Genomic DNA, 18,849 nt, shown 5'->3' on the forward strand with positions numbered 1-18,849 from the left:
AATTAAATAGGAGGTTTGCAGCTTCTAAATCTCAAACTTTGGGGAAATATGTGCAGCGAGAGTAAAGCCCGATCCTTTACTTGCTGAAAATTGCTTACAGCCGACACGGTATCTCGGAAGCATTGCAGTGCATAAGTTGTCATTCCATCTGTCTCGGGAGCACGCCATCTCCTTGAGTCAATTAGGTGAGGTTGAAGCGATTCTAATAACGAGAAGTTCTTTATGTCTATCAGAAGAATTAAATTCGGCAATATAATTAACCCAGAGCCGACCTGTGTACAAAACGTGATTACAGTCGCATTGTTAATTGAAACGTATAGTCTTCACAGAGTGACTTATGTCAGAAGTGTACACGCTTAGCCTTTATTAGGTGCTAACAGAGAAGCTTTTCTTTTGATGATTGATTTTCTTAAGCTTTCTCCACTATAGGGTACTGCATTGCAAATAAGATTTTGCTACAATTAAAATAGTGAATGTACAGAGAAGCAAACTCATCGATTTAAGAAAAGATACCAATAATAAGTAAAAGAATTATTTAATTGTCTGAAAAATTAAAATCAGATAGATATAGGGTAGGTGTTTTTCACATGAATAATACAGAAACTGAACATGGTTTACATGAAGAAATACTCCGGTTTATCAACCAATTGGAGGGGTTAGATGATTATCGGCTACCACAGCGTGCATATCATATTATGCGTCTTGCAATCCGTGACTTAGTATTGTTTCCTGGAAAAACTCTTCTCGAAAAAGAAATGGCAGATTTATTGCAAATGAGCCGTACACCAGTCAGAGAGGCTTTGGTTCGTTTAGAAACAGAAGGTATGGTTCATCTAATTCCAAGACGGGGCTTTACTGTAGAACCAATTGAAAAAAGAGATTTGAAGGAGATATATGAAATTTCAGAGATTATGGAAGGCTTTGCTGTAGAAAAGGCTACTGAGAAGATTGAAGATAATGAAATACAACAGCTTGAATTTCTCATTCATAAGCAAGAACAAGCAATTGAACAAAATGACTTAAGAATGTGGTCTTATTTAGATGACCAATTCCACCACTTAATTATTGAATTTGCCAAAAATAAACGTTTGAATACAATCATCGATATTCATTCTGATCAATTGTATCGTGCACGCTTATATACTATAAATAAGCGACCATTGCCGTTACAGTCAATTACAGAGCATAAAGCAATTATATCATGTATGAGAGCGGGTGAAGGTTCTGCTGCACGAATGGTTATGCAATCCCATCGAAAAAGAGCACGTAATGAAATCTTAAAAGCACTTGATGAGATGAACGAATTATAAACGTCGGGTGAATAATTCTATTGTATAAAAAAGCCCTCAATTCTAAAACGAAAGAGGGCTTAGATAAGTTATAGTAATCCTCCAAAAATAATTGGAACAAAAAATGAAACAATGATAATCGAAAAGATGATACATGCCAAGTTAAGCCATATACCTGTTTTAGCCATAGTGCTCATTTTTATATAACCCGTAGCAAAGACTATCGCATTTGGCGGTGCTGCAACTGGGAACATAAAAGCAAATGTAGCGCCCATACATGCTGCAACCATCAGAATAATAGGATCAATTCCTAGTGCTACTGCTCCTGCTGCAACAATCGGATAAACCATTGTCGCTGTCGCTGTATTTGAAGTAAACTCTGTAAGTATCGTGATAACCCCAACTATCAGAGCAATAGTTAACCAAAGAGGAACTTCAGTGAAATTAATAAGCTGGCCACCAATCCATTGATCAAGCCCTGAGCTAGTTATTCCTGCTGCAAGAGCTAAACCACCTCCGAAGAGCCACAGAATTCCCCAAGGAAGTTTTAGCACAGTTTCCCAGTCTAGAATATTTCCATCTTTATTTTTAGCGGGAATAATAAATAATAGAAATGCTCCGAGTAAAGCGATTGTTGTATCATCAATTCCAGGAATGAACTTTTGTAGTAAAAAACTTCTTGTTATCCAACCTATCGCGATAAATGAGAAGACCGATAAAACAACTTTTTCTTCAAAGCTCATCTTCCCAAGCTCTTGTTGATCTTTTTTTATAATAGTACGTCCTCCAGGAATATCCTGCACTTTCAAAGGATAGGCAACTTTTACAAGATATAACCAAACAAGAGGGATAAGAATAATAACAAGTGGAACGCCAAACATCATCCATTGTGCAAATGAGATTTGAACGCCGTATAATTTATTCACCGTAGCGGCTAATATTGTATTTGCTGGTGCACCAATTAGGGTTCCGAAACCTCCCAGAGTCGCACTATACGCAGTTCCTAACATTAGAGCTGTCCCAAAGGGAAAGTTTCCGGGAGTTGTGTCTATTTCTACTCCCTTTTGATTCAGTGAGTCTGCTACATGTTTTGTCACAGCAAGTGCCATAGGTACCATCATCATAGTTGTAGCGGTGTTTGATATCCACATAGATAAAAATCCTGTAGCTGACATAAAACCAAGAACAATCATGCTCGGGTTAGTTCCGATAAAGGAAATAATCCCCAGTGCAATCCTCCGGTGGAGATTCCACTTCTCCATTGTAAGCGCTATCATGAAACTTCCAACAAAAAGAAAAATGAGTGGATCTCCATAGGAAGCTGAAACTTCACCCGTGCCCATTACTCCTAATAGAGGAAACAGAACTAAAGGCAATAATGAAGTAAGTGGAATTGGAATTGCTTCTGTAACCCACCAACTAGCAATCCATGCAACAACTGCTAATACAGTAGTAGCTTCTCTTGACATATCTGATGGTGTAACTAAGAAATTGATTAATAAAAAAAGGATGGGACCAATTATTAAACCTGCAAATTGTGATTTAGAGTAGGTTCTTGGTATCTCTCTTCTAGGTTCAGGCTGTTGGCTGGTTGCTTTTTCTTGAAAAGATATGTCTGAGTTTTTAGTTACACTTGAAATCCTTTGTAAACTGACAACATTTTTTATCCATTCTCTAACTTGATTGTCTATACCCCACATTTTACCCCAAAAAGCTTTTAAAGACGTCATTATATTGACTCTCCTCTCCGTTTGATATCCAAATTTATAAATTATTTTACATTTCAGATATTACTTTAACTTATACGTTATTGTCAATATAATTCTTTAAAATGTATTAATTCGTTAGTTAAATAAAATTAATTGACTTTATCGTATACGTTAATTATGATGAATATAGATATAATATTTAGAAAATAAGAGGAGGTAGATCCATGAGAGGTTTTTCAGTAATAGATAAAATAGGTAGACTCTATGAGGATATCTATCATGCATTTTAAGGAACTTACAAATCCGTGAGTGTTGCTAGTCTCATTTTATAAAGTTCACGTGAAATATAGTTGATCATTTATAGAATGATTAAAAAAATTAAAATATGAGGAGAGTTGTAATGAATATTACTATTGATAAAACACAACAAAGAGAAAAGATGACAAGCCTTATGTCAAAGTTTGTATCACTTGTTAGCTACAAACTTCCGGATGACGTTGAAAATAAGTTAAGAGAGTTGAGTGAGGAAGAAAGCAATCCTCTGGCAAAGATTATCTATGACACCATGTTTGAAAATCAAAGTTTGGCTTCCGAGTTGAAAAGACCTTCTTGTCAGGATACAGGGGTTCTTCAATTCTTTGTGAAGTGCGGACAGAATTTCCCTCTTATCGGTCAGTTGGATAGTATCCTTAAGGATAGTGTATATAAATCAACGCTGGAAACTCCTTTACGTCATAATACCGTGGCAACATTTGATGAATATAATACTGGAGAAAACATTGGTGACGGTTCGCCTAGCATATTTTGGGAAATCGAAGAAGATAGTGATAAGGTTGAAATTTATACTTACATGGCTGGGGGTGGGTGTACTCTTCCGGGTGTCGCAACTGTTTTAATGCCAGGCGAAGGTTATGAAGGCGTGGTAAAGTTTGTGCTTGATAGAATGACAAGTTATGGAATCAACGCCTGTCCGCCACTACTTATTGGTGTTGGAGTTGGAACTTCTGTGGAAACAGCTGCAATGAATTCAAAGAAAGCCTTAATGAGACCTGTTGGAAGTCATAATGAAAATGAAAATGCAGCAAAAATGGAAAGACTTTTAGAGGATGGAGTCAACGCAATCGGCCTTGGGCCACAGGGGCTAAAAGGTTCTAAATCAGTTATGGGTGTCAACGTTGTGAATACGGCAAGACACCCTTCTACCATAGGGGTAGCAGTCAACACGGGATGCTGGTCCCATAGAAGAGGTAAAATTACCTTCGACAGTAAGCTAGACTATGTAATTAATACCCATAAGGGGGTAACACTATGAGTAAAAAAATATTAACTACTCCGATAAAAGATGAGGATCTTAAGGATATACAAATAGGAGACATCATATATTTGACAGGTACAATAGTTACTTGCAGAGATGTTGCCCATAGAAGGCTCATAGAAGAAAAAATTCCTTTGCCTGTGGATCTAAATGGTAACGCTATATTTCACGCTGGTCCTATTGTAAGAGACCACGGAAATGAGGACTACGAAATAATCTCAATTGGACCTACAACTAGTATGAGAATGGAAAAGTTCGAAAAGGAGTTTATCGAACAAACAGGTGTTAAACTAATTGTTGGAAAAGGTGGAATGGGAAAAAATACAGAAGCGGGCTGTAAGAATCACAAAGCACTCCATTTAGTCTTTCCGGCAGGGAATGCTGTTTATGCAGCAACAAAGGTTGAAAGAATAAAAGAAGTGCATTGGAAGGATCTGGGGATGCCTGAGTCCTTATGGGTATGTGAAGTTAAAGAGTTTGGTCCTTTGATTGTTTCTATTGATTCAGAAGGCAATAATATATTTGAAAGAAATAAAGTAGAGTTTAATAAAAGAAAAGAAGAACAATATGAGTTTATTAGTAAGCAGGTGAGATTTATCAAGTAAGGTTAGGAGCTGATGTGTAAGTGGAGGTACTTCAAAGTACACAAATATTTGTCCGATATCAACAATATAACGGTGAAATACATTATGGAATCGTAGAAGATAATTGTATATTACAATTGTCTAGCAGTTTCTCTGAAATCGCGGACAATGTAATAAAGTATGATGGCTCAATAGTTGAATATAGTGAAGTGAAGATATTGGAACCGGTTGTGCCATCCAAAATTGTGAATTTTGGATGGACGTATGCAGAACATGCAATAGAAACCGGAGGAAAAACTAATCTCAGAGAACCCTTTTTGTTTTTAAAACCAATCTCCTCTATAATTTCAGATCAGGAAGAAATTATACTCCCACCAAGTGATTTAACAAAGCAGGTAGAAATGGAAGGTGAAGTGGCCCTTATTATAGGGAAACGTGGTAAAAACATAAAACAAGAAGAAGCCATGGATTATATTTTCGGCTGTACTATATTTAATGATGTAACTGCCAGAGATCTTACTAAATCTGATCCTCAGTTTACACGAGGCAAAGGTTTTGACACATTCGGGCCTCTAGGACCCTGTATTGTTAGGGGGATTGACCCCACTAATTTAAGGATTGTCACTACACTTAATGGATGTATTGTGCAAGATGGAAATACTAATGAAATGTCGTTTTCTATCCCTTACCTCATCAGTTGGATTTCACAGGTTATGACGCTAGAACCAGGCGATATTTTAGCTACTGGTTCACCCTCTGGAAGTTGTCCAATGAAATCAGGAGATACTGTAGTTGTTGAGGTAGATCAAATTGGAAAGCTTCATAGCTATGTTAGATAACTATTTATAAGTATAACTGTTACTCAATAGACTGCAGAAGATACAATTTATAACTATAATATACACATTCATAAGTAGCTGCATATATGAGATTTCAGTAGAGAAACTACTTAATATTGTAAACATGGCTGACAATTGCAGAATAATAAACAATAAAAGATTGATATTCAAAAGGGGATCTCCATTTATTGGACGTCCCCTTTTTATAACCCGTCATTGTTGAAATTTTCCTGGGTATATTCATAATAAGCGCTATATACTGAACCTCTTTGATCCCTTGTTTTACCCGTTCAGTTGGAATTAAAATACTGAAATCGGCTCAATATTATTAATATAACCATATACTGGATCCGCAATACAGTAATTTCCTTCTTGTAATTTCATCATCTTCCATATCGGTCATAATCATCTTTCCTATACCTGTACAATGAAGAAGTGCATGCTTACCGATTTGCGAATACAGTCTTATTGTTCTGTTGCCCACTACTTTATCGATATAGACAACTTAATGACCGTCGAGGATACTGAGATGAAAAATTCATTTACGTGAGATGGTAACTCTCCAATATTCAGACGTATGATTTTCCTAATATCCGTATTTTCAATTAATCCATATTATAAATTAACAAATTTTATACTCAATTGATATCGTTCGTTTTCGGTGTCCTGAATGATAAAGTTCCTGGCAACCAGACTCAGGATTAATCGATGTGCTGAACTTTTAGCGAGATAAAGTTCTTTTGATAATTGAGATGGGGGCCATACCATTCAGATTTTCAATTTAAAACTCCAGAATCGATAGGGCGCGGTCGACTGATTGTACAGTCATCTTGCTCACTCATTTGCTAGTATTACTTCTGTGGTAATTATTGTTCAATTATATCATATGATCAGTATCCGAAAGCTGTAGTATTATGTTCGTGACTTCTTTACTATAGGATACATTTGCAAAAAAGATTATGGATGTTCAAGTATTTAAAATTGTTCTTGACAAGCGTTACAGATAATACTGACATTGCGTTCAAATTGATAGATGAAATGTAAATGATTAGATAGGATAAATAGTCTATTCAGTTAATAAAGTTGAAAAGCCTCATATGAATAAATCAGAGTTTACTCAGCAATTCGCATTAAAAAAATCGAAAAAGTTTCTGCATCTTATATATTCAGTTAGTAGAATTCGCATTTATCCTTCACGAAACACATAAAAATCTGTCTTAATTGGAGAATTTTTTCTTTATGTAGGTTGAGGACTTTTTTAGTGACCTTATAACTCACTCAGTGATTCTAATTGCTATCTCGGTCGCTTCTCTTTAAATCCTTTCTTGAAAATTTCTTGTACATTGTTAATCGTGACATAGGCATCTTCATCGACTCGTTCCAGAATGCGACGGAGCTGAACAATTTCGTTTTTGTTAATGATGACATAGAGGATGGCTTGTGATTCCAATGTATACCCACCGCGTCCTTCCAAAATGGTGACGCCTCTACCCATTTTATTAAGTAATTCTTTGCGAATATCATTTTGGTGTTTCGAAATAATCATGACCGCTTTCCGATCATCAGCACCTTCTACAATTTTATCAATGATTTTGGCACCAACGTAAACAGCCACTAATGTATACATCGCTTTTTCCTTTCCAATGACAAAAACAGATAATAAAATCACCGTGATGTCAATGATTAGCATGGATTTTCCTACACTCCAGCCAAGCATCTTCTGGAGTAACCGCGCTAACGTAGTAGCTCCCCCTGAGGTACCGCCTACTCTGAAAATCATTCCAAGACCAGTTCCTACAAACACGCCTGCAAAGAGTGCCGCCAGTAACGTATCATTGCCAAGTGGTTCTCCCCACGAGTGGGTGATTTCCAAAAATATCGACATGAAAACAATTGTTACCAATGTATAAACAATCGTTTTTTTACTGAAAAATTTATAACCTATTAAAATGAGAGTTAGATTGAGAACGAAACTTACAAGTCCTGGAGACCACTCGAATAAATAGTATGTAATGATTGTAATCCCGATCACGCCACCCTCTGACAGCATGTTGGGGATGGCGAAATAGTTAATACCTAACGCAAATATAAACGATCCGATAATTAAAGCGGAGTAGTCAATCACTTTTCGCTGCATCGTATCTTCCTTTCTAAAAAAAGCGACATACAGTTGTATGCCACCCCACGTATTTTATAAACTTTTGCTTATGCAATTACTATAACAAAATTCTTTGAAAACGTATCCCTTAGGTATTTTATAAATAAGAATTTGATTATAAGATAAAGTATCTAAATCGAAGAGTGAAGAATGATTTTATCAATGCTTTCTCTTAGTTTCCATAAATTTCAATCCTCTGAATAAACAACTCTAACTTGCAACCATATTGAACGGTCGAAAAGTCGATCCTATATTACTTTGCGGACCGGCTTTTTGATTTTGGTGTCGTATTTCTCTGACGCACCCATATATTGTCATAAGCACTCATGTTTTCTTTCAATCGATCCTATTTAATTCAGTATCTGTTCCAATAACACTGTGAAAAATTAGCTTCGAATAGAGTGAGGGGGAACTAGATAATGAAAGAAGGAAAGTGAGATCTGAAGGCATATAATAATCTGTAGTGAAATCGCTTACCAATTTATTGCAAAGAAGAGAGTAGAATGAGGATAAAGGGTAACTTATTGGCGCAAATTTTCATTGTGTTTGGTATTGCAATTATTTTAGGTATTATTTTTGGGCCTTCCATTGAAGTGATAAAGCCCTTAGGAGATATGTTTTTACGTTTAATTAAGTTTATTATCGCACCGTTCATTCTCGCTTCTCTAGTCGTTGGGTTTGCCAGTACGGGAGATCCGAAGCAGTTGGGCAGAATTGGAGCGAAAACGATTACGTATTATTTAGTTACTAGTGGAATTGCAGTTACGATTGGATTAGTAGTTGCTTTTATGATCTCACCAGGAAAAGGAATCAATATTAGTACTCCAGAAGCAGCTACACAAGTGAATGAAACAGACGGAGTCATTGCTACTTTACTAAATATAATTCCCGATAATCCGTTTACTGCACTATCTTCAGGTAATATATTGCAAATCATATTTTTTGCAATCTTTGTCGGGATAGCTATCACATTAGTTGGGGAGAAAGCAAAGCCAGTGTATCGTTTCTTTGAAGGTTTTGCTGAAATTATGTATAAGATCACGGGTATTATCATGTGGGTAACGCCAATTGGGATCTTGGGATTAGTTGCACCAGTAGTCGTACAATATGGGATAAGTGTATTGCTACCATTAGTAAAAGTAATTCTAGCGGTTGCCATTGCGTGTCTTCTTCATGTGGTATTCATATATTCTATGGCAGTAAAAACGTTTGCGAAGATTAGTCTAATGAAATTTTTTAAAGGAATGGCTCCAGCCTCTATTGTGGCGCTCAGTACATGTAGCAGTGCGGGAACATTACCTGTCACGTTAAAAAATACGCAAGAAAATTTAGGTGTTCCTAGAAAGATCAGTAGTTTTGTACTTCCTCTAGGAGCGACGATCAATATGGACGGAACGGCTATATACCAAGGGGTAGCTGTGGTTTTTATTGCTCAATTCTATGGTTTGGAATTATCGGTATTACAATTACTTACAGTAGTGTTGATCGCTGTGTTGGCATCTATTGGAGCAGCGGGAGTGCCAGGAGCTGGCGTGATCATGCTCGCGATGGTATTAAGCTCAGTTAATATGCCGTTAGAGGGAATCGCTTTAGTTGCTGGCATCGATCGAATTCTTGATATGTTTAGAACATCGGTGAATATTTTGGGGGATGCTTCGGCTTCCGTAGTGGTCGCTGCCACTGAAGATGGGCTATGGACTGATGATGTAAATAAATAAGAAAAGGAATTTCAAGCCCAAGAGTGAGATTCGACGTGCTGGCCAGATAGTCGGTGCATTGCTGACTGTCTGGATCGCTTTTTTATTTTGAATACATACTAGATTACTGCATATCCATAAAGAGTACCTTGGTGACAGGTGCGTCAAAACAGCGCAAGAGTCTACAATTTTTCTGACATCAGGCTAGTAAAGGAAACTGATCATTGGCTTGTTTACTTCCAAGGCTTTAGTTGCAATGGTATGTAATTTGAAATGCTATAATAACCGAAACATAGTACAGGGAGTGACTATATGAACGCACATGAGTGGATACGTAATCTAGAATTAGAACCGCATCCTGAAGGGGGATTCTACAAGTCCACATATCGATCAGGCTTCGTATCGGAGTTTACTCAGGGAGAACGGCCGCTTTATACAAGCATCTACTTCCTACTTCGTTCACAAGATGTATCGCATTTCCACCGTCTTCAGTCTGATGAAATTTGGTATTTTCACGGGGGAAGCTCGTTGACTGTCCACATGATTACGCCTGATGGACAATATGAGGAAGTGGCTTTAGGGTTAGATATCAAAAATGGCGAAGTACCACAATTTATTGTGTCAAAGCATACGATTTTTGGTTCTTCCGTAAAAGGGGAAAATACATTTTCGTTAGTAGGGTGCATGGTCTCGCCAGGTTTTGATTTTGCGGATTTCGAATTATTTGATCAAGAAGAATTGTTATCCCAGTATCCCGAATATCATGAGGTCATTAAAAAATTGACGTAGTTTCTGTGATTGTTATAGGGTACAAGAAACAATGGTGCAAGAAACAATTTATCATTGTCTCTTGCACCTATTAAGTAGAAACAGTTTTTCCGACTGGTATACACTGACTCGGTCTAATGGATCTTGTCTACCTAAAAGGTAGGAGATTACTATGCTGTAATGCTTCGAATCCCCATCCCCAAGTTATTCATCGCTCTGACAATATTCCCGAATTAATCGAGAGGCTTTCGACTGGCTAATTTGTAAATCTGTTGCCACCCCTCTCGAAGAACCAAACTTCTGATAGGATCGTTTGACCATCGTACTCGTTACACTGTCTAAGGCTTTTTCCAATGAATTCGAATAGACCAGTTCGGGAATATCTTTTACCTTTTCCAAAATTACCTCCGGCAGATCGTCCACTTCGATGACCGCCTCACTCGTAATCACCAGCCGCTCCATTAGATTTTCCAACTGACGCACATTGCCAGGCCACGAATAATGGCAAAGTACATGTAAGCAGTCCTCAGAAATAATTTTATTGGAATTGTATTTTTCATTAAATTTGCTTAAAAAGCTGTATGTTAGGGGAACGATGTCTTCTTTGCGTTCGGCTAATGGTGGCATATAGATATCGATAACATTGAGACGGTAGTATAAATCTTCTCGGAACGTTTTATTTTCCACCATTTTGAGTAGGTCTTGATTTGTAGCGGCAATAATACGGATATCGACTGACTTACTTTCATTGCTGCCAATCGGAATAAATTTCTTATCCTGAATAACTTGAAGCACTTTCGCTTGCAAAGGCAAGGCTAATTCCCCGATTTCATCCAAAAAGATTGTCCCGTTGTCTGCAGCTTCAAATAACCCTATTTTTCCTTCCTTTTTAGCCCCTGTGAACGAACCTGCTGTATATCCAAACAGCTCTGACTCTAGCAATTCCTCTGGGATCGCTGCGCAATTCACATTTAAGAAAGGACCGTTTTTTCTTTTGCTCAATTTGTGTAAATGATAGGCGATCACACCTTTTCCGGTTCCAGATTGACCGTGGACCAATACAGTTGAATCCGTTGGTGCGACTTTTTTACAAAAGCTCAAGATTTTGCGCATTTTTTTATTGTTCGTGATGAATGTATTGGTGAAATCCTCATTTAATTCACTATGTAAAGGCTGTTCTTCCGATTTTATGAGACGAGTAAAATCCTTTATTTCAGTTGCGGTAAACACTATGTATTCGATTTCATTTTGGTTATTCAGTATAGGGAAAGCCCTAGTTAGCAGTTCAGCTCCGATATTCGTTTGCTGACGCATCGACACAGGTATTTTCTTTTCCGACACAAGCGGAACAGCAGAGGGTGTCCAGTATCCCTCGTTAAAAAAATCATCGTTATATCTTCCTACCACATCATCTTTTTTCACTCCGTAATGTTTTTCACAATTTCGATTGACATAGACAATCCTTGTTTCCCCATCCAAAACATAAATTTCATCTGATGAATAATCCAGTATTCTAAGTAACGATTCTAAAGATAAATCCATTTTTGTCTGTTCTTCTTTATCTGGCATACAAGGTCACCTTCCAAATACATGATGTGAGTCAATTTTAGAAAAAATGTTATTCTATTGAACTGATTTCGACTCAATTGTAGCAGTGATTTTAAAATAAATCGATATTAAACTTATTCTTATGCGAATTTCAAAAGTTGGCACAAAACTTGCAATAGTATTTAGTAACGTGGCACAAATGAGGGAAATCCCTAGTCGCCCCGTAACGTATCACAATACGTAATTGAATGGTTATGAGGAGGTACAACATGAATAGAACAGCTGAAGTTAGCGACATTACAATTATCGGTGGCGGCCCAGTCGGCTTATTTACAGCGTTTTATGCGGGTCTTCGGCAAACGTCAGTAAAAATAATCGAAAGCTTACCGCAACTTGGTGGCCAGCTATCTGCACTTTATCCTGAAAAATTCATTTATGATATTGCTGGTTTCCCAAAAATCAGAGCCCAAGAGCTGGTAGATAATTTGATAGAGCAGATGAATCAGTTTGAAACAACCGTTTGCTTAGGTGAAACAGTCATCCAAGTCGAAAAAGAAAATCATGGCGTTTTCAAATTGACGACTGATAAAGAAATCCACTATTCCCGGACCATTATCATCACTGCTGGAAACGGTGCATTCCAAGCGCGCAAAATGGAAATCGAAAGCGAAGAGAAGTTTCAAGGTCAGAACATTCATTATTTTGTTCAGAACATGAACCAGTTTGAAGGTAAGAAAGTAGCGTTATTCGGTGGCGGAGATTCCGCAGTAGATTGGGCATTGATGCTTGAACCGATTGCTGAAAAAGCGTCGATTATCCACCGTCGTGATAAGTTCCGCGCGCATGAGCACAGCGTGGAATTATTGAAGCAATCCAAAGTGGAGAAATTGACACCATATGTTCCAGTTGAATTGGTCGGTGAAGAGAAAATTGAAAAAGTAATCATCAAACACTCAAAAACAGAAGAGCTAGTTGAGCTTGAAGTCGATGATGTCCTGATCAATTACGGGTTCGTTTCATCTCTTGGTCCCATAAAAGACTGGAATCTTGAAATTGAGAAAAATTCCGTTGTCGTGAATTCGAAAATGGAAACGAATGTTGAAGGGATTTATGCGGTCGGTGATATTTGCACTTATGAAGGAAAAGTAAAGCTGATTGCTTCAGGTTTTGGAGAAGCACCGGTTGCAGTCAGCAGCGCCAAAGTATATATCGATCCGACAGCAAAAATGCAGCCGTTGCACAGCACAAGTGTTATGGGAGATAAAGAAGAAGATCCAAAGAAAGTGAAAGCGGGAGTTAACTGATCACTAAAAAGTAGGAGGCGGAGATATGGCACAATTTACGATGGTGGAGCGAAGCACGTGTATCGCTTGCGGAGCATGTAACCCTGTTGCACCTGAATTATTTGAGTATACGGATGATGGTTTTGCCTATGCGTTGCTAGATGACAATGAAGGGGTCACAGAAGTTCCCGAAGATTTGATCGAGGATTTGGAGGATGCATTTGAAGGATGCCCGACTAACTCTATCAAAATGTCCGACACACCGTTTGCTTGTCAGAGAGTAGAAGCTAGTTAACTAAGTTTTTAAAATATAAACTAGAAACCTGAAGGAGAATGAGAAATGGCTTATAACAAAGTTCAGAACGCAACAGATAGAAAATTCGAGAGAACCATGCCTTATAATTTATTCACAGATCCGAGCGTGTTGGAGAAAGAGAAAGAAATGATTTTCGCAAAAAGTTGGCAACTGGTTGGCCATGTGAGCCAAGTGGAAAAGAAAGGTGCATTTTTCACTGCTGAAATCGGTGATGACCCGATTATCGTAATTCGCGGAACAGATGAAGTCCTTCGTGCGTTTTATAATGTCTGTCCGCACAGAGCGACAAAGCTCGAGAAAAGTGATTCAGGCAAAAAGAAGATTTTACAATGTTCGTACCATGGCTGGACGTTCAAGACAGACGGCGAATTAAACAAAGCACCAAACTTCCGCAGTGAAGAGGATGCGGCTTGCGTACAAGATGCTTGCCTGCGTTCAGTCCGAATGGAAGTCATCGAATCTTTGATCTTCGTTAACCTGGATGACAATGCAAAACCATTGGCTGAATCATATGGAGACTTCTTCGATCGTCTTGGGAAGTTCGATTTCTTGAAAAACTTACAATTTACTCACCGTAAGTCGCGTCACATTAAGGCGAACTGGAAAGCATTCATTGAAAACTATTTGGAATGTGACCATTGCCACGTGGCACACCCGAGCTTCATTGATACACTGGATATGGATGATTATCAGATTATTACGTGTGAGAACTATTCCTTCCAAGGATCCATGGTGAAACCTGACAAGCAATACGGGGAAGTGAACCTGAATGAGGCAGAAATGAAAGGCGGATCTTTCTTCTGGCTGTGGCCGAACCTGATGCTTACAATTTATCCGGGACCTGCTAATATGGCAACGATTCAATTGGTTCCGATCGATCATGAAAATACGGAAATCGTTTACACGTATTACTTCAGTGAAGACAGCTTAGACAAATTAACGCAAGAGGAGAAAGACTTGATGACATTCGCGGAGCAAGTTCGCTTCGAAGATATCGAATTGGTTGAATTGGAGCAACTCGGCTTTAAATCACGTGCTTTTGAAAAAGGTCGTTACTCTCAATCTGAACAAGCAATCGTGCAATTCCATGAAATGGTACTGGAGGCTCTCAATGAATAAATTACTCGATAAAACAACTGCTAAACAACTAATGATCAACGGGGAATATGTGGAAGCACCTAACTACGCTCCACTGTTCTCCCCATACTCTGACGAAAAGATCGCTGATATCGCCATGGCGGATCAAGCTTTGACAGAAAAAGCGATTGAAGCTGCTTATAATGCACGAAAAGTGATAGGTGATATGCCTGCATTCAAACGTGCAGAGATCTTGGAGAATGTCGCGAAAATCCTAACAGATAAAGCGGAAGAAGCTGCGACTATCATTTCAAGCGAATCCGCAAAACCGCTCATCTTTTCTAGAGCCGAGGTAGCTAGAACAATTGAGACTTATAAATTTGCAGCGGAAGAAGCAAAGCGTATTCATGGAGAGACCATTCCTTTTGACGCTGCTTCAGGCGGTGTTGGACGAATCGGATATACGCTGCGTGAACCAATCGGTGTCATTGCTGCTATTACACCATTCAACTTCCCAATGAATTTAGTAGCACATAAAGTCGGACCTGCAATTGCTGCTGGAAATCCGATTGTCCTGAAGCCGGCTTCTCAAACGCCATTATCTGCCCTTTTCATTGAGGAAGTATTCAAAGAAGCAGGGCTTCCAGCGGGTGTGTTAAATGTTATTACAGGACCGGGCGGTGTCATTGGTGACGTGCTAGTCAAGGATGAACGCATTAAATTGGTTACATTTACAGGAAGTCCGAGTGTTGGAATCGGAATCAGCAATAAAGCTGGATTGAAGAAAACGACTTTAGAGCTTGGATCCAACTCGGCATTGATCATTGATAAAGATATAGACGTAGATTCCATTATTGATCGCTGTATTATGGGGGCCTTCTCAAATCAAGGCCAAGTATGTATTTCGACACAGCGTATTTACGTCCATGAAGATCTATATGATGAATTCACGTCTAAGTTTGTAGCTGCTGCTAAGCAATTGAAGCTAGGTGATCCGCTAGCAGAGGATACGTATATCTCTTCATTGATTTCAAAGAAAGAATTAGAACGTACACTTAACTGGATCGAGGAAACAAAGAAAAGTGATGCGGAAATCCTCGCTGGTGGTCAAGCGCAAAACGGTGTTCTTGAACCCACGATTATCGTAAACGCAGATCATGCTCTAAAAGTTTCTTGCCAGGAAGTATTTGCACCGATCGTTGTGGTTAACAAGATTGATTCAGTAGAGGCAGCAGTTGAGCTGGTCAATGACTCTCGTTTCGGACTGCAAGCGGGAATTTACACGAATAACGTACAACATGCTTTATACGCATCTAAAAACTTGGAAGTAGGCGGTGTAATTATCAATGACGTACCGACTTACCGAGTGGACCAAATGCCTTATGGCGGCGTGAAAGAAAGCGGAACTGGACGCGAAGGACTCAAATATGCCATTGAAGAGATGACAGAAATGAAGCTTGTTGTCTGGAATCAAGGATGAAAGTGAAGGAAGTCGGATAATCGATCAACATAAAGATTTCTTCATTTTCCTTCAGTTCAATAAAAGTAAGCGACACAATTCACAAGGGAATCAACCAGTTACTCCTAACTAGAATACCAATTGATTCAAGTGCACTGCCAATGGATTAATGATTTACAGAGTGACTGAATTCAAAAGGCTAAATCGGCCATGAAGTTTCCTTTACATTCCGTGTTTATATAAAAGGATGTTCAAATCTATATTAAGTAGAACTAACCATTACAAATGAACAATGCCAACTAAAAGGGCTTATTGATAAAAAGTGCAAAGACATTTTGGTTGTAGACTAAAATTCCAAAAACAGTATCTATATCAATTTATTAATAGAAAAGATATTATTATTTAATAGTAAAAGCCCTTTTTAAAGAAATCCTTATCTTGTAATTAACACAGTAATCATTGAAGGGAAAGAAGAAAAATGTTGAAACTTAAAATGTACATTGATGGTAAATGGAAAGAGTCCATATCAAAAAAAACACAGGATGTAATTAACCCTGCTACTGGAGAAGTAATTGCTAAAGCAGCAAGTGGAAATGCAGAAGATGCAAGGATTGCGATTGAGACGGCGAGAAAAACATTTGATAGCGGAATATGGTCGGAGATGCCTAATTCAGAAAGAGCATCTTTCCTATTTAAAATTGCAGATAAAATTGAGGAAATCAGTGAAGAGTTGATTCGTCTTGAAACGCTAGACAATGGTAAAACTTTTCGTGAATCGGGATATGATGTAAGTGATGCAGCAGAATGTTTTCGCTACTATGCTGGACTTATTACAAAAATGGATGGCCAGACTTATAGTGCTTCAGAGACTATACAGACAATTGTGATTCATGAACCTGTTGGTGTTTGCGGACTTATTGTTCCTTGGAACCACCCATTTCTAATGTGTGCATGGAAAATTGCTCCTGCACTAGCAGCAGGAAACACCATTGTATTTAAACCTTCTGAGATGACACCTATAACTGCAACAAAGCTGTTTGAAATTATTGAGGAAGTAGGGATTCCAGATGGCGTTGCGAATTTAGTGATGGGACCTGGACGTGAAGTGGGAAATGAAATCTCTACTAATTCTCTAGTTGATCAAATATCGCTTATTGGTGGTACGAATACTGGTCGTCAAATTATGAAAGCAGCATCGGAAAACATTACTAACATCTCACTCGAACTCGGTGGAAAGTCACCTAACATTATATTTTCAGATGCAGATTTCGAAACTGCCGTAGATTACGCACTATACGGAATTTACTTTGGATCTGGACAAGTATGCTCTGCTGGATCTCGAATTTTAGTGGAAGAATCTATCTGTCAAGAATTCACTGAAAAATTTATTGAGCGTGCTAAACAAATTAGGGTTGGAACAGGTGACAATCCGGATTCAGAAATGGGCCCTCTTGTAAGTCATCAGCATATGGAGAGTGTATTAAATTATATTGAAATCGGAAAAGAAGAAGGAGCACATCTTGCATGCGGGGGATACCGACTCGAAGAAAATGGTCTAGATAGTGGATATTTTATTGCACCAACTGTATTCACCCATGTTACACCCGAAATGAGAATTGTCCGGGAAGAAATATTTGGTCCAGTCGCAGTGATTCAATCTTTCAAAGATGAGAAAGAGGCTATTTACCTTGCAAATCATACGAAGTACGGACTTGCAGGAAGCGTCTTTACAAATGACAGCGCTAAAGCATTACGTGTAATAAAAAAAGTTAGAGCTGGCATTACTTATATAAATACCTATCACCAAGGATTTGTTCAGGCACCTTGGGGTGGTTATAAACAAAGCGGCATTGGCCGGGGATTAGGGACATTTGGATTGCAAGAATTTCAAGAAACCAAACAAATTAATATCAATCTACAAGTTGAGCCTGTTGGTTGGTTCGAGAATTAATATAAGAGGAGAGAGAGTATGGAATTTCAATTTTTATTGTCAACTAAAGTTATTATGAAAAAAGGTATTCGTTTTGAAGCAGGTAAAGTTCTGCGAGAAAACCTTCTAGAACATGTATTGATCATTACAGACAGAGGAATAAAAAGCGCAGGGTTGCTAGAAGATATCTACAAAAGTTTACAAGATAATGATATAACATTTGATGAGTATTATGATGTGAAGCCAAATCCTAGAGATACAGACTGTGATTTTGCAGCAAATAAATTTAGAAACAAAAAAATCGAGGGCATACTTACCATCGGCGGAGGGAGTGCAATTGATACAGCAAAAGCAATTAGTATTCTTCTTGCAAATGATGGAAGTATTAAAGATTACGAAGGTATTTCTGTTGCACCGATTGATCCACTTCCTATTATTTCCATACCCACAACTGCAGGAACAGGCAGTGAGGTAACATTCTGGTCTATAATCACAGATACAAAAAATGAGTATAAAATGGCTATTGGTGATCCTAGGATTGCACCTAAAGTAGCCTTACTTGATACAGAATTAACTGCTTCCTTACCGGCCTTTATTGCGGCAAGTACTGGTATGGATGCGTTAACGCATGCCATTGAAGCTTATACCTGTAAGGTAGCAAATCCTATTAGTGATGGAATGGCTTTACATGCAATTCGCCTTATTTGTGGGAACCTTGAAAAGGCAGTCTATGGAAAGGACAATGAATCTGCTCGTGAAAACATGCTGATAGGAAGCCTGATTGCAGGTATTGCATTCGGAAACGCTGATACAGCTAGTGTTCATTGTGTAGCAGAGGCCATTGGGGGATTATATGATACCCCGCACGGTGTAGCAA

The 18,849-nt window shown here is 38.3% G+C and carries 17 protein-coding genes; 12 read left to right on the forward strand and 5 right to left on the reverse strand.

Going from position 1 to position 18,849, the window contains the following annotated elements:
• Window positions 1–587 precede the first annotated feature (587 nt).
• Window positions 588–1,310: a GntR family transcriptional regulator gene (locus GD002_RS16290; RefSeq protein ID WP_153733426.1), complete on the forward strand. Its 723-nt coding sequence runs from the start codon at window positions 588–590 to the stop codon at window positions 1,308–1,310.
• Between the two features lie 68 nt (window positions 1,311–1,378).
• On the opposite strand, the gene GD002_RS16295 is transcribed toward GD002_RS16290, so the two are convergent.
• Window positions 1,379–3,019, reverse strand: a complete 1,641-nt coding sequence (locus GD002_RS16295; protein ID WP_153733427.1) for an SLC13 family permease — start codon at window positions 3,017–3,019, stop codon at window positions 1,379–1,381.
• A 379-nt stretch (window positions 3,020–3,398) separates the two neighbouring features.
• Between GD002_RS16295 and ttdA the strand changes: the two genes are divergently transcribed.
• The 3 genes from ttdA to GD002_RS16310 are packed head-to-tail and all read left to right on the forward strand — an operon-like array spanning window position 3,399 to window position 5,736.
• Window positions 3,399–4,310 carry a L(+)-tartrate dehydratase subunit alpha gene (ttdA, locus tag GD002_RS16300; protein WP_153733428.1) on the forward strand — a complete coding sequence of 304 codons (912 nt, stop codon included), beginning with the start codon at window positions 3,399–3,401 and terminating at the stop codon, window positions 4,308–4,310.
• Window positions 4,307–4,918 carry a L(+)-tartrate dehydratase subunit beta gene (gene ttdB, locus GD002_RS16305; RefSeq protein WP_153733429.1) on the forward strand — a complete coding sequence of 204 codons (612 nt, stop codon included), beginning with the start codon at window positions 4,307–4,309 and terminating at the stop codon, window positions 4,916–4,918. Before ttdA ends, ttdB begins: the two co-directional genes overlap by 4 nt.
• Window positions 4,919–4,938: 20 nt before the next feature.
• Entirely contained in the window at window positions 4,939–5,736 is a 798-nt protein-coding gene (locus tag GD002_RS16310) for a fumarylacetoacetate hydrolase family protein (protein WP_153733430.1), read from the forward strand.
• Window positions 5,737–6,064: 328 nt separating this feature from the next.
• On the opposite strand, the gene GD002_RS18285 is transcribed toward GD002_RS16310, so the two are convergent.
• The 3 genes from GD002_RS18285 to GD002_RS16325 form a co-directional block, all read right to left on the reverse strand.
• Window positions 6,065–6,232, reverse strand: a complete 168-nt coding sequence (locus GD002_RS18285) for an IclR family transcriptional regulator domain-containing protein (RefSeq protein WP_153733443.1) — start codon at window positions 6,230–6,232, stop codon at window positions 6,065–6,067.
• Between the two features lie 119 nt (window positions 6,233–6,351).
• Window positions 6,352–6,504, reverse strand: a complete 153-nt coding sequence (locus tag GD002_RS18260) for a helix-turn-helix domain-containing protein (protein WP_153733431.1) — start codon at window positions 6,502–6,504, stop codon at window positions 6,352–6,354.
• Between the two features lie 526 nt (window positions 6,505–7,030).
• On the reverse strand, window positions 7,031–7,873 hold the full coding sequence (locus GD002_RS16325; protein ID WP_153733432.1) for a YitT family protein: 843 nt from the start codon (window positions 7,871–7,873) through the stop codon (window positions 7,031–7,033).
• Between the two features lie 524 nt (window positions 7,874–8,397).
• Here GD002_RS16325 and GD002_RS16330 point away from each other — a divergent pair.
• Window positions 8,398–9,612: a dicarboxylate/amino acid:cation symporter gene (locus GD002_RS16330; protein ID WP_153733433.1), complete on the forward strand. Its 1,215-nt coding sequence runs from the start codon at window positions 8,398–8,400 to the stop codon at window positions 9,610–9,612.
• A gap of 291 nt (window positions 9,613–9,903) precedes the next feature.
• Window positions 9,904–10,380 carry a cupin domain-containing protein gene (locus GD002_RS16335; protein WP_153733434.1) on the forward strand — a complete coding sequence of 159 codons (477 nt, stop codon included), beginning with the start codon at window positions 9,904–9,906 and terminating at the stop codon, window positions 10,378–10,380.
• Window positions 10,381–10,563: 183 nt separating this feature from the next.
• Here GD002_RS16335 and GD002_RS16340 read toward each other — a convergent pair whose 3' ends face one another.
• A complete protein-coding gene (locus GD002_RS16340) occupies window positions 10,564–11,928 on the reverse strand; it encodes a sigma-54 interaction domain-containing protein (protein ID WP_153733435.1) in 1,365 nt (454 codons plus the stop codon).
• Window positions 11,929–12,176: 248 nt separating this feature from the next.
• Between GD002_RS16340 and GD002_RS16345 the strand changes: the two genes are divergently transcribed.
• From GD002_RS16345 to GD002_RS16370, 6 genes are all read left to right on the forward strand, one after another.
• Window positions 12,177–13,211 (forward strand): NAD(P)/FAD-dependent oxidoreductase, encoded by a 1,035-nt coding sequence (locus GD002_RS16345; RefSeq protein ID WP_153733436.1) that lies wholly within the window; start codon window positions 12,177–12,179, stop codon window positions 13,209–13,211.
• Between the two features lie 25 nt (window positions 13,212–13,236).
• Window positions 13,237–13,485, forward strand: a complete 249-nt coding sequence (locus GD002_RS16350) for a ferredoxin (protein ID WP_153733437.1) — start codon at window positions 13,237–13,239, stop codon at window positions 13,483–13,485.
• Window positions 13,486–13,530: 45 nt separating this feature from the next.
• Window positions 13,531–14,625, forward strand: coding sequence for an aromatic ring-hydroxylating oxygenase subunit alpha (locus tag GD002_RS16355; protein ID WP_153733438.1), 1,095 nt, complete (start codon window positions 13,531–13,533; stop codon window positions 14,623–14,625).
• Window positions 14,618–16,063 (forward strand): aldehyde dehydrogenase family protein, encoded by a 1,446-nt coding sequence (locus GD002_RS16360; protein ID WP_153733439.1) that lies wholly within the window; start codon window positions 14,618–14,620, stop codon window positions 16,061–16,063. The genes GD002_RS16355 and GD002_RS16360 overlap by 8 nt, the downstream gene beginning before the upstream one ends.
• 457 nt (window positions 16,064–16,520) lie before the next feature.
• On the forward strand, window positions 16,521–17,993 hold the full coding sequence (locus GD002_RS16365) for an aldehyde dehydrogenase family protein (protein WP_153733440.1): 1,473 nt from the start codon (window positions 16,521–16,523) through the stop codon (window positions 17,991–17,993).
• 18 nt (window positions 17,994–18,011) lie between these two features.
• Window positions 18,012–18,849, forward strand: an 838-nt coding sequence (locus GD002_RS16370; protein ID WP_153733441.1) for an iron-containing alcohol dehydrogenase, incomplete at its 3' end; no start/stop codon positions are given.

This window comes from Sporosarcina obsidiansis, assembly GCF_009651005.1.
GTDB classification, from domain to species: domain Bacteria; phylum Bacillota; class Bacilli; order Bacillales_A; family Planococcaceae; genus Sporosarcina; species Sporosarcina obsidiansis.

What these genes read in the sequence shown, in the direction of transcription:
- GD002_RS16290 (WP_153733426.1), top strand. Translation starts at nt 588, where the DNA reads ATGAATAATACAGAAACTGAACATGGTTTACATGAAGAAATACTCCGG.
- GD002_RS16295 (WP_153733427.1), bottom strand. Translation starts at nt 3,019, where the DNA reads ATGACGTCTTTAAAAGCTTTTTGGGGTAAAATGTGGGGTATAGACAAT.
- ttdA (WP_153733428.1), top strand. Translation starts at nt 3,399, where the DNA reads ATGAATATTACTATTGATAAAACACAACAAAGAGAAAAGATGACAAGC.
- ttdB (WP_153733429.1), top strand. Translation starts at nt 4,307, where the DNA reads ATGAGTAAAAAAATATTAACTACTCCGATAAAAGATGAGGATCTTAAG.
- GD002_RS18260 (WP_153733431.1), bottom strand. Translation starts at nt 6,504, where the DNA reads ATGGTATGGCCCCCATCTCAATTATCAAAAGAACTTTATCTCGCTAAA.
- GD002_RS16325 (WP_153733432.1), bottom strand. Translation starts at nt 7,873, where the DNA reads ATGCAGCGAAAAGTGATTGACTACTCCGCTTTAATTATCGGATCGTTT.
- GD002_RS16330 (WP_153733433.1), top strand. Translation starts at nt 8,398, where the DNA reads ATGAGGATAAAGGGTAACTTATTGGCGCAAATTTTCATTGTGTTTGGT.
- GD002_RS16335 (WP_153733434.1), top strand. Translation starts at nt 9,904, where the DNA reads ATGAACGCACATGAGTGGATACGTAATCTAGAATTAGAACCGCATCCT.
- GD002_RS16340 (WP_153733435.1), bottom strand. Translation starts at nt 11,928, where the DNA reads ATGCCAGATAAAGAAGAACAGACAAAAATGGATTTATCTTTAGAATCG.
- GD002_RS16345 (WP_153733436.1), top strand. Translation starts at nt 12,177, where the DNA reads ATGAATAGAACAGCTGAAGTTAGCGACATTACAATTATCGGTGGCGGC.
- GD002_RS16350 (WP_153733437.1), top strand. Translation starts at nt 13,237, where the DNA reads ATGGCACAATTTACGATGGTGGAGCGAAGCACGTGTATCGCTTGCGGA.
- GD002_RS16355 (WP_153733438.1), top strand. Translation starts at nt 13,531, where the DNA reads ATGGCTTATAACAAAGTTCAGAACGCAACAGATAGAAAATTCGAGAGA.
- GD002_RS16360 (WP_153733439.1), top strand. Translation starts at nt 14,618, where the DNA reads ATGAATAAATTACTCGATAAAACAACTGCTAAACAACTAATGATCAAC.
- GD002_RS16365 (WP_153733440.1), top strand. Translation starts at nt 16,521, where the DNA reads ATGTTGAAACTTAAAATGTACATTGATGGTAAATGGAAAGAGTCCATA.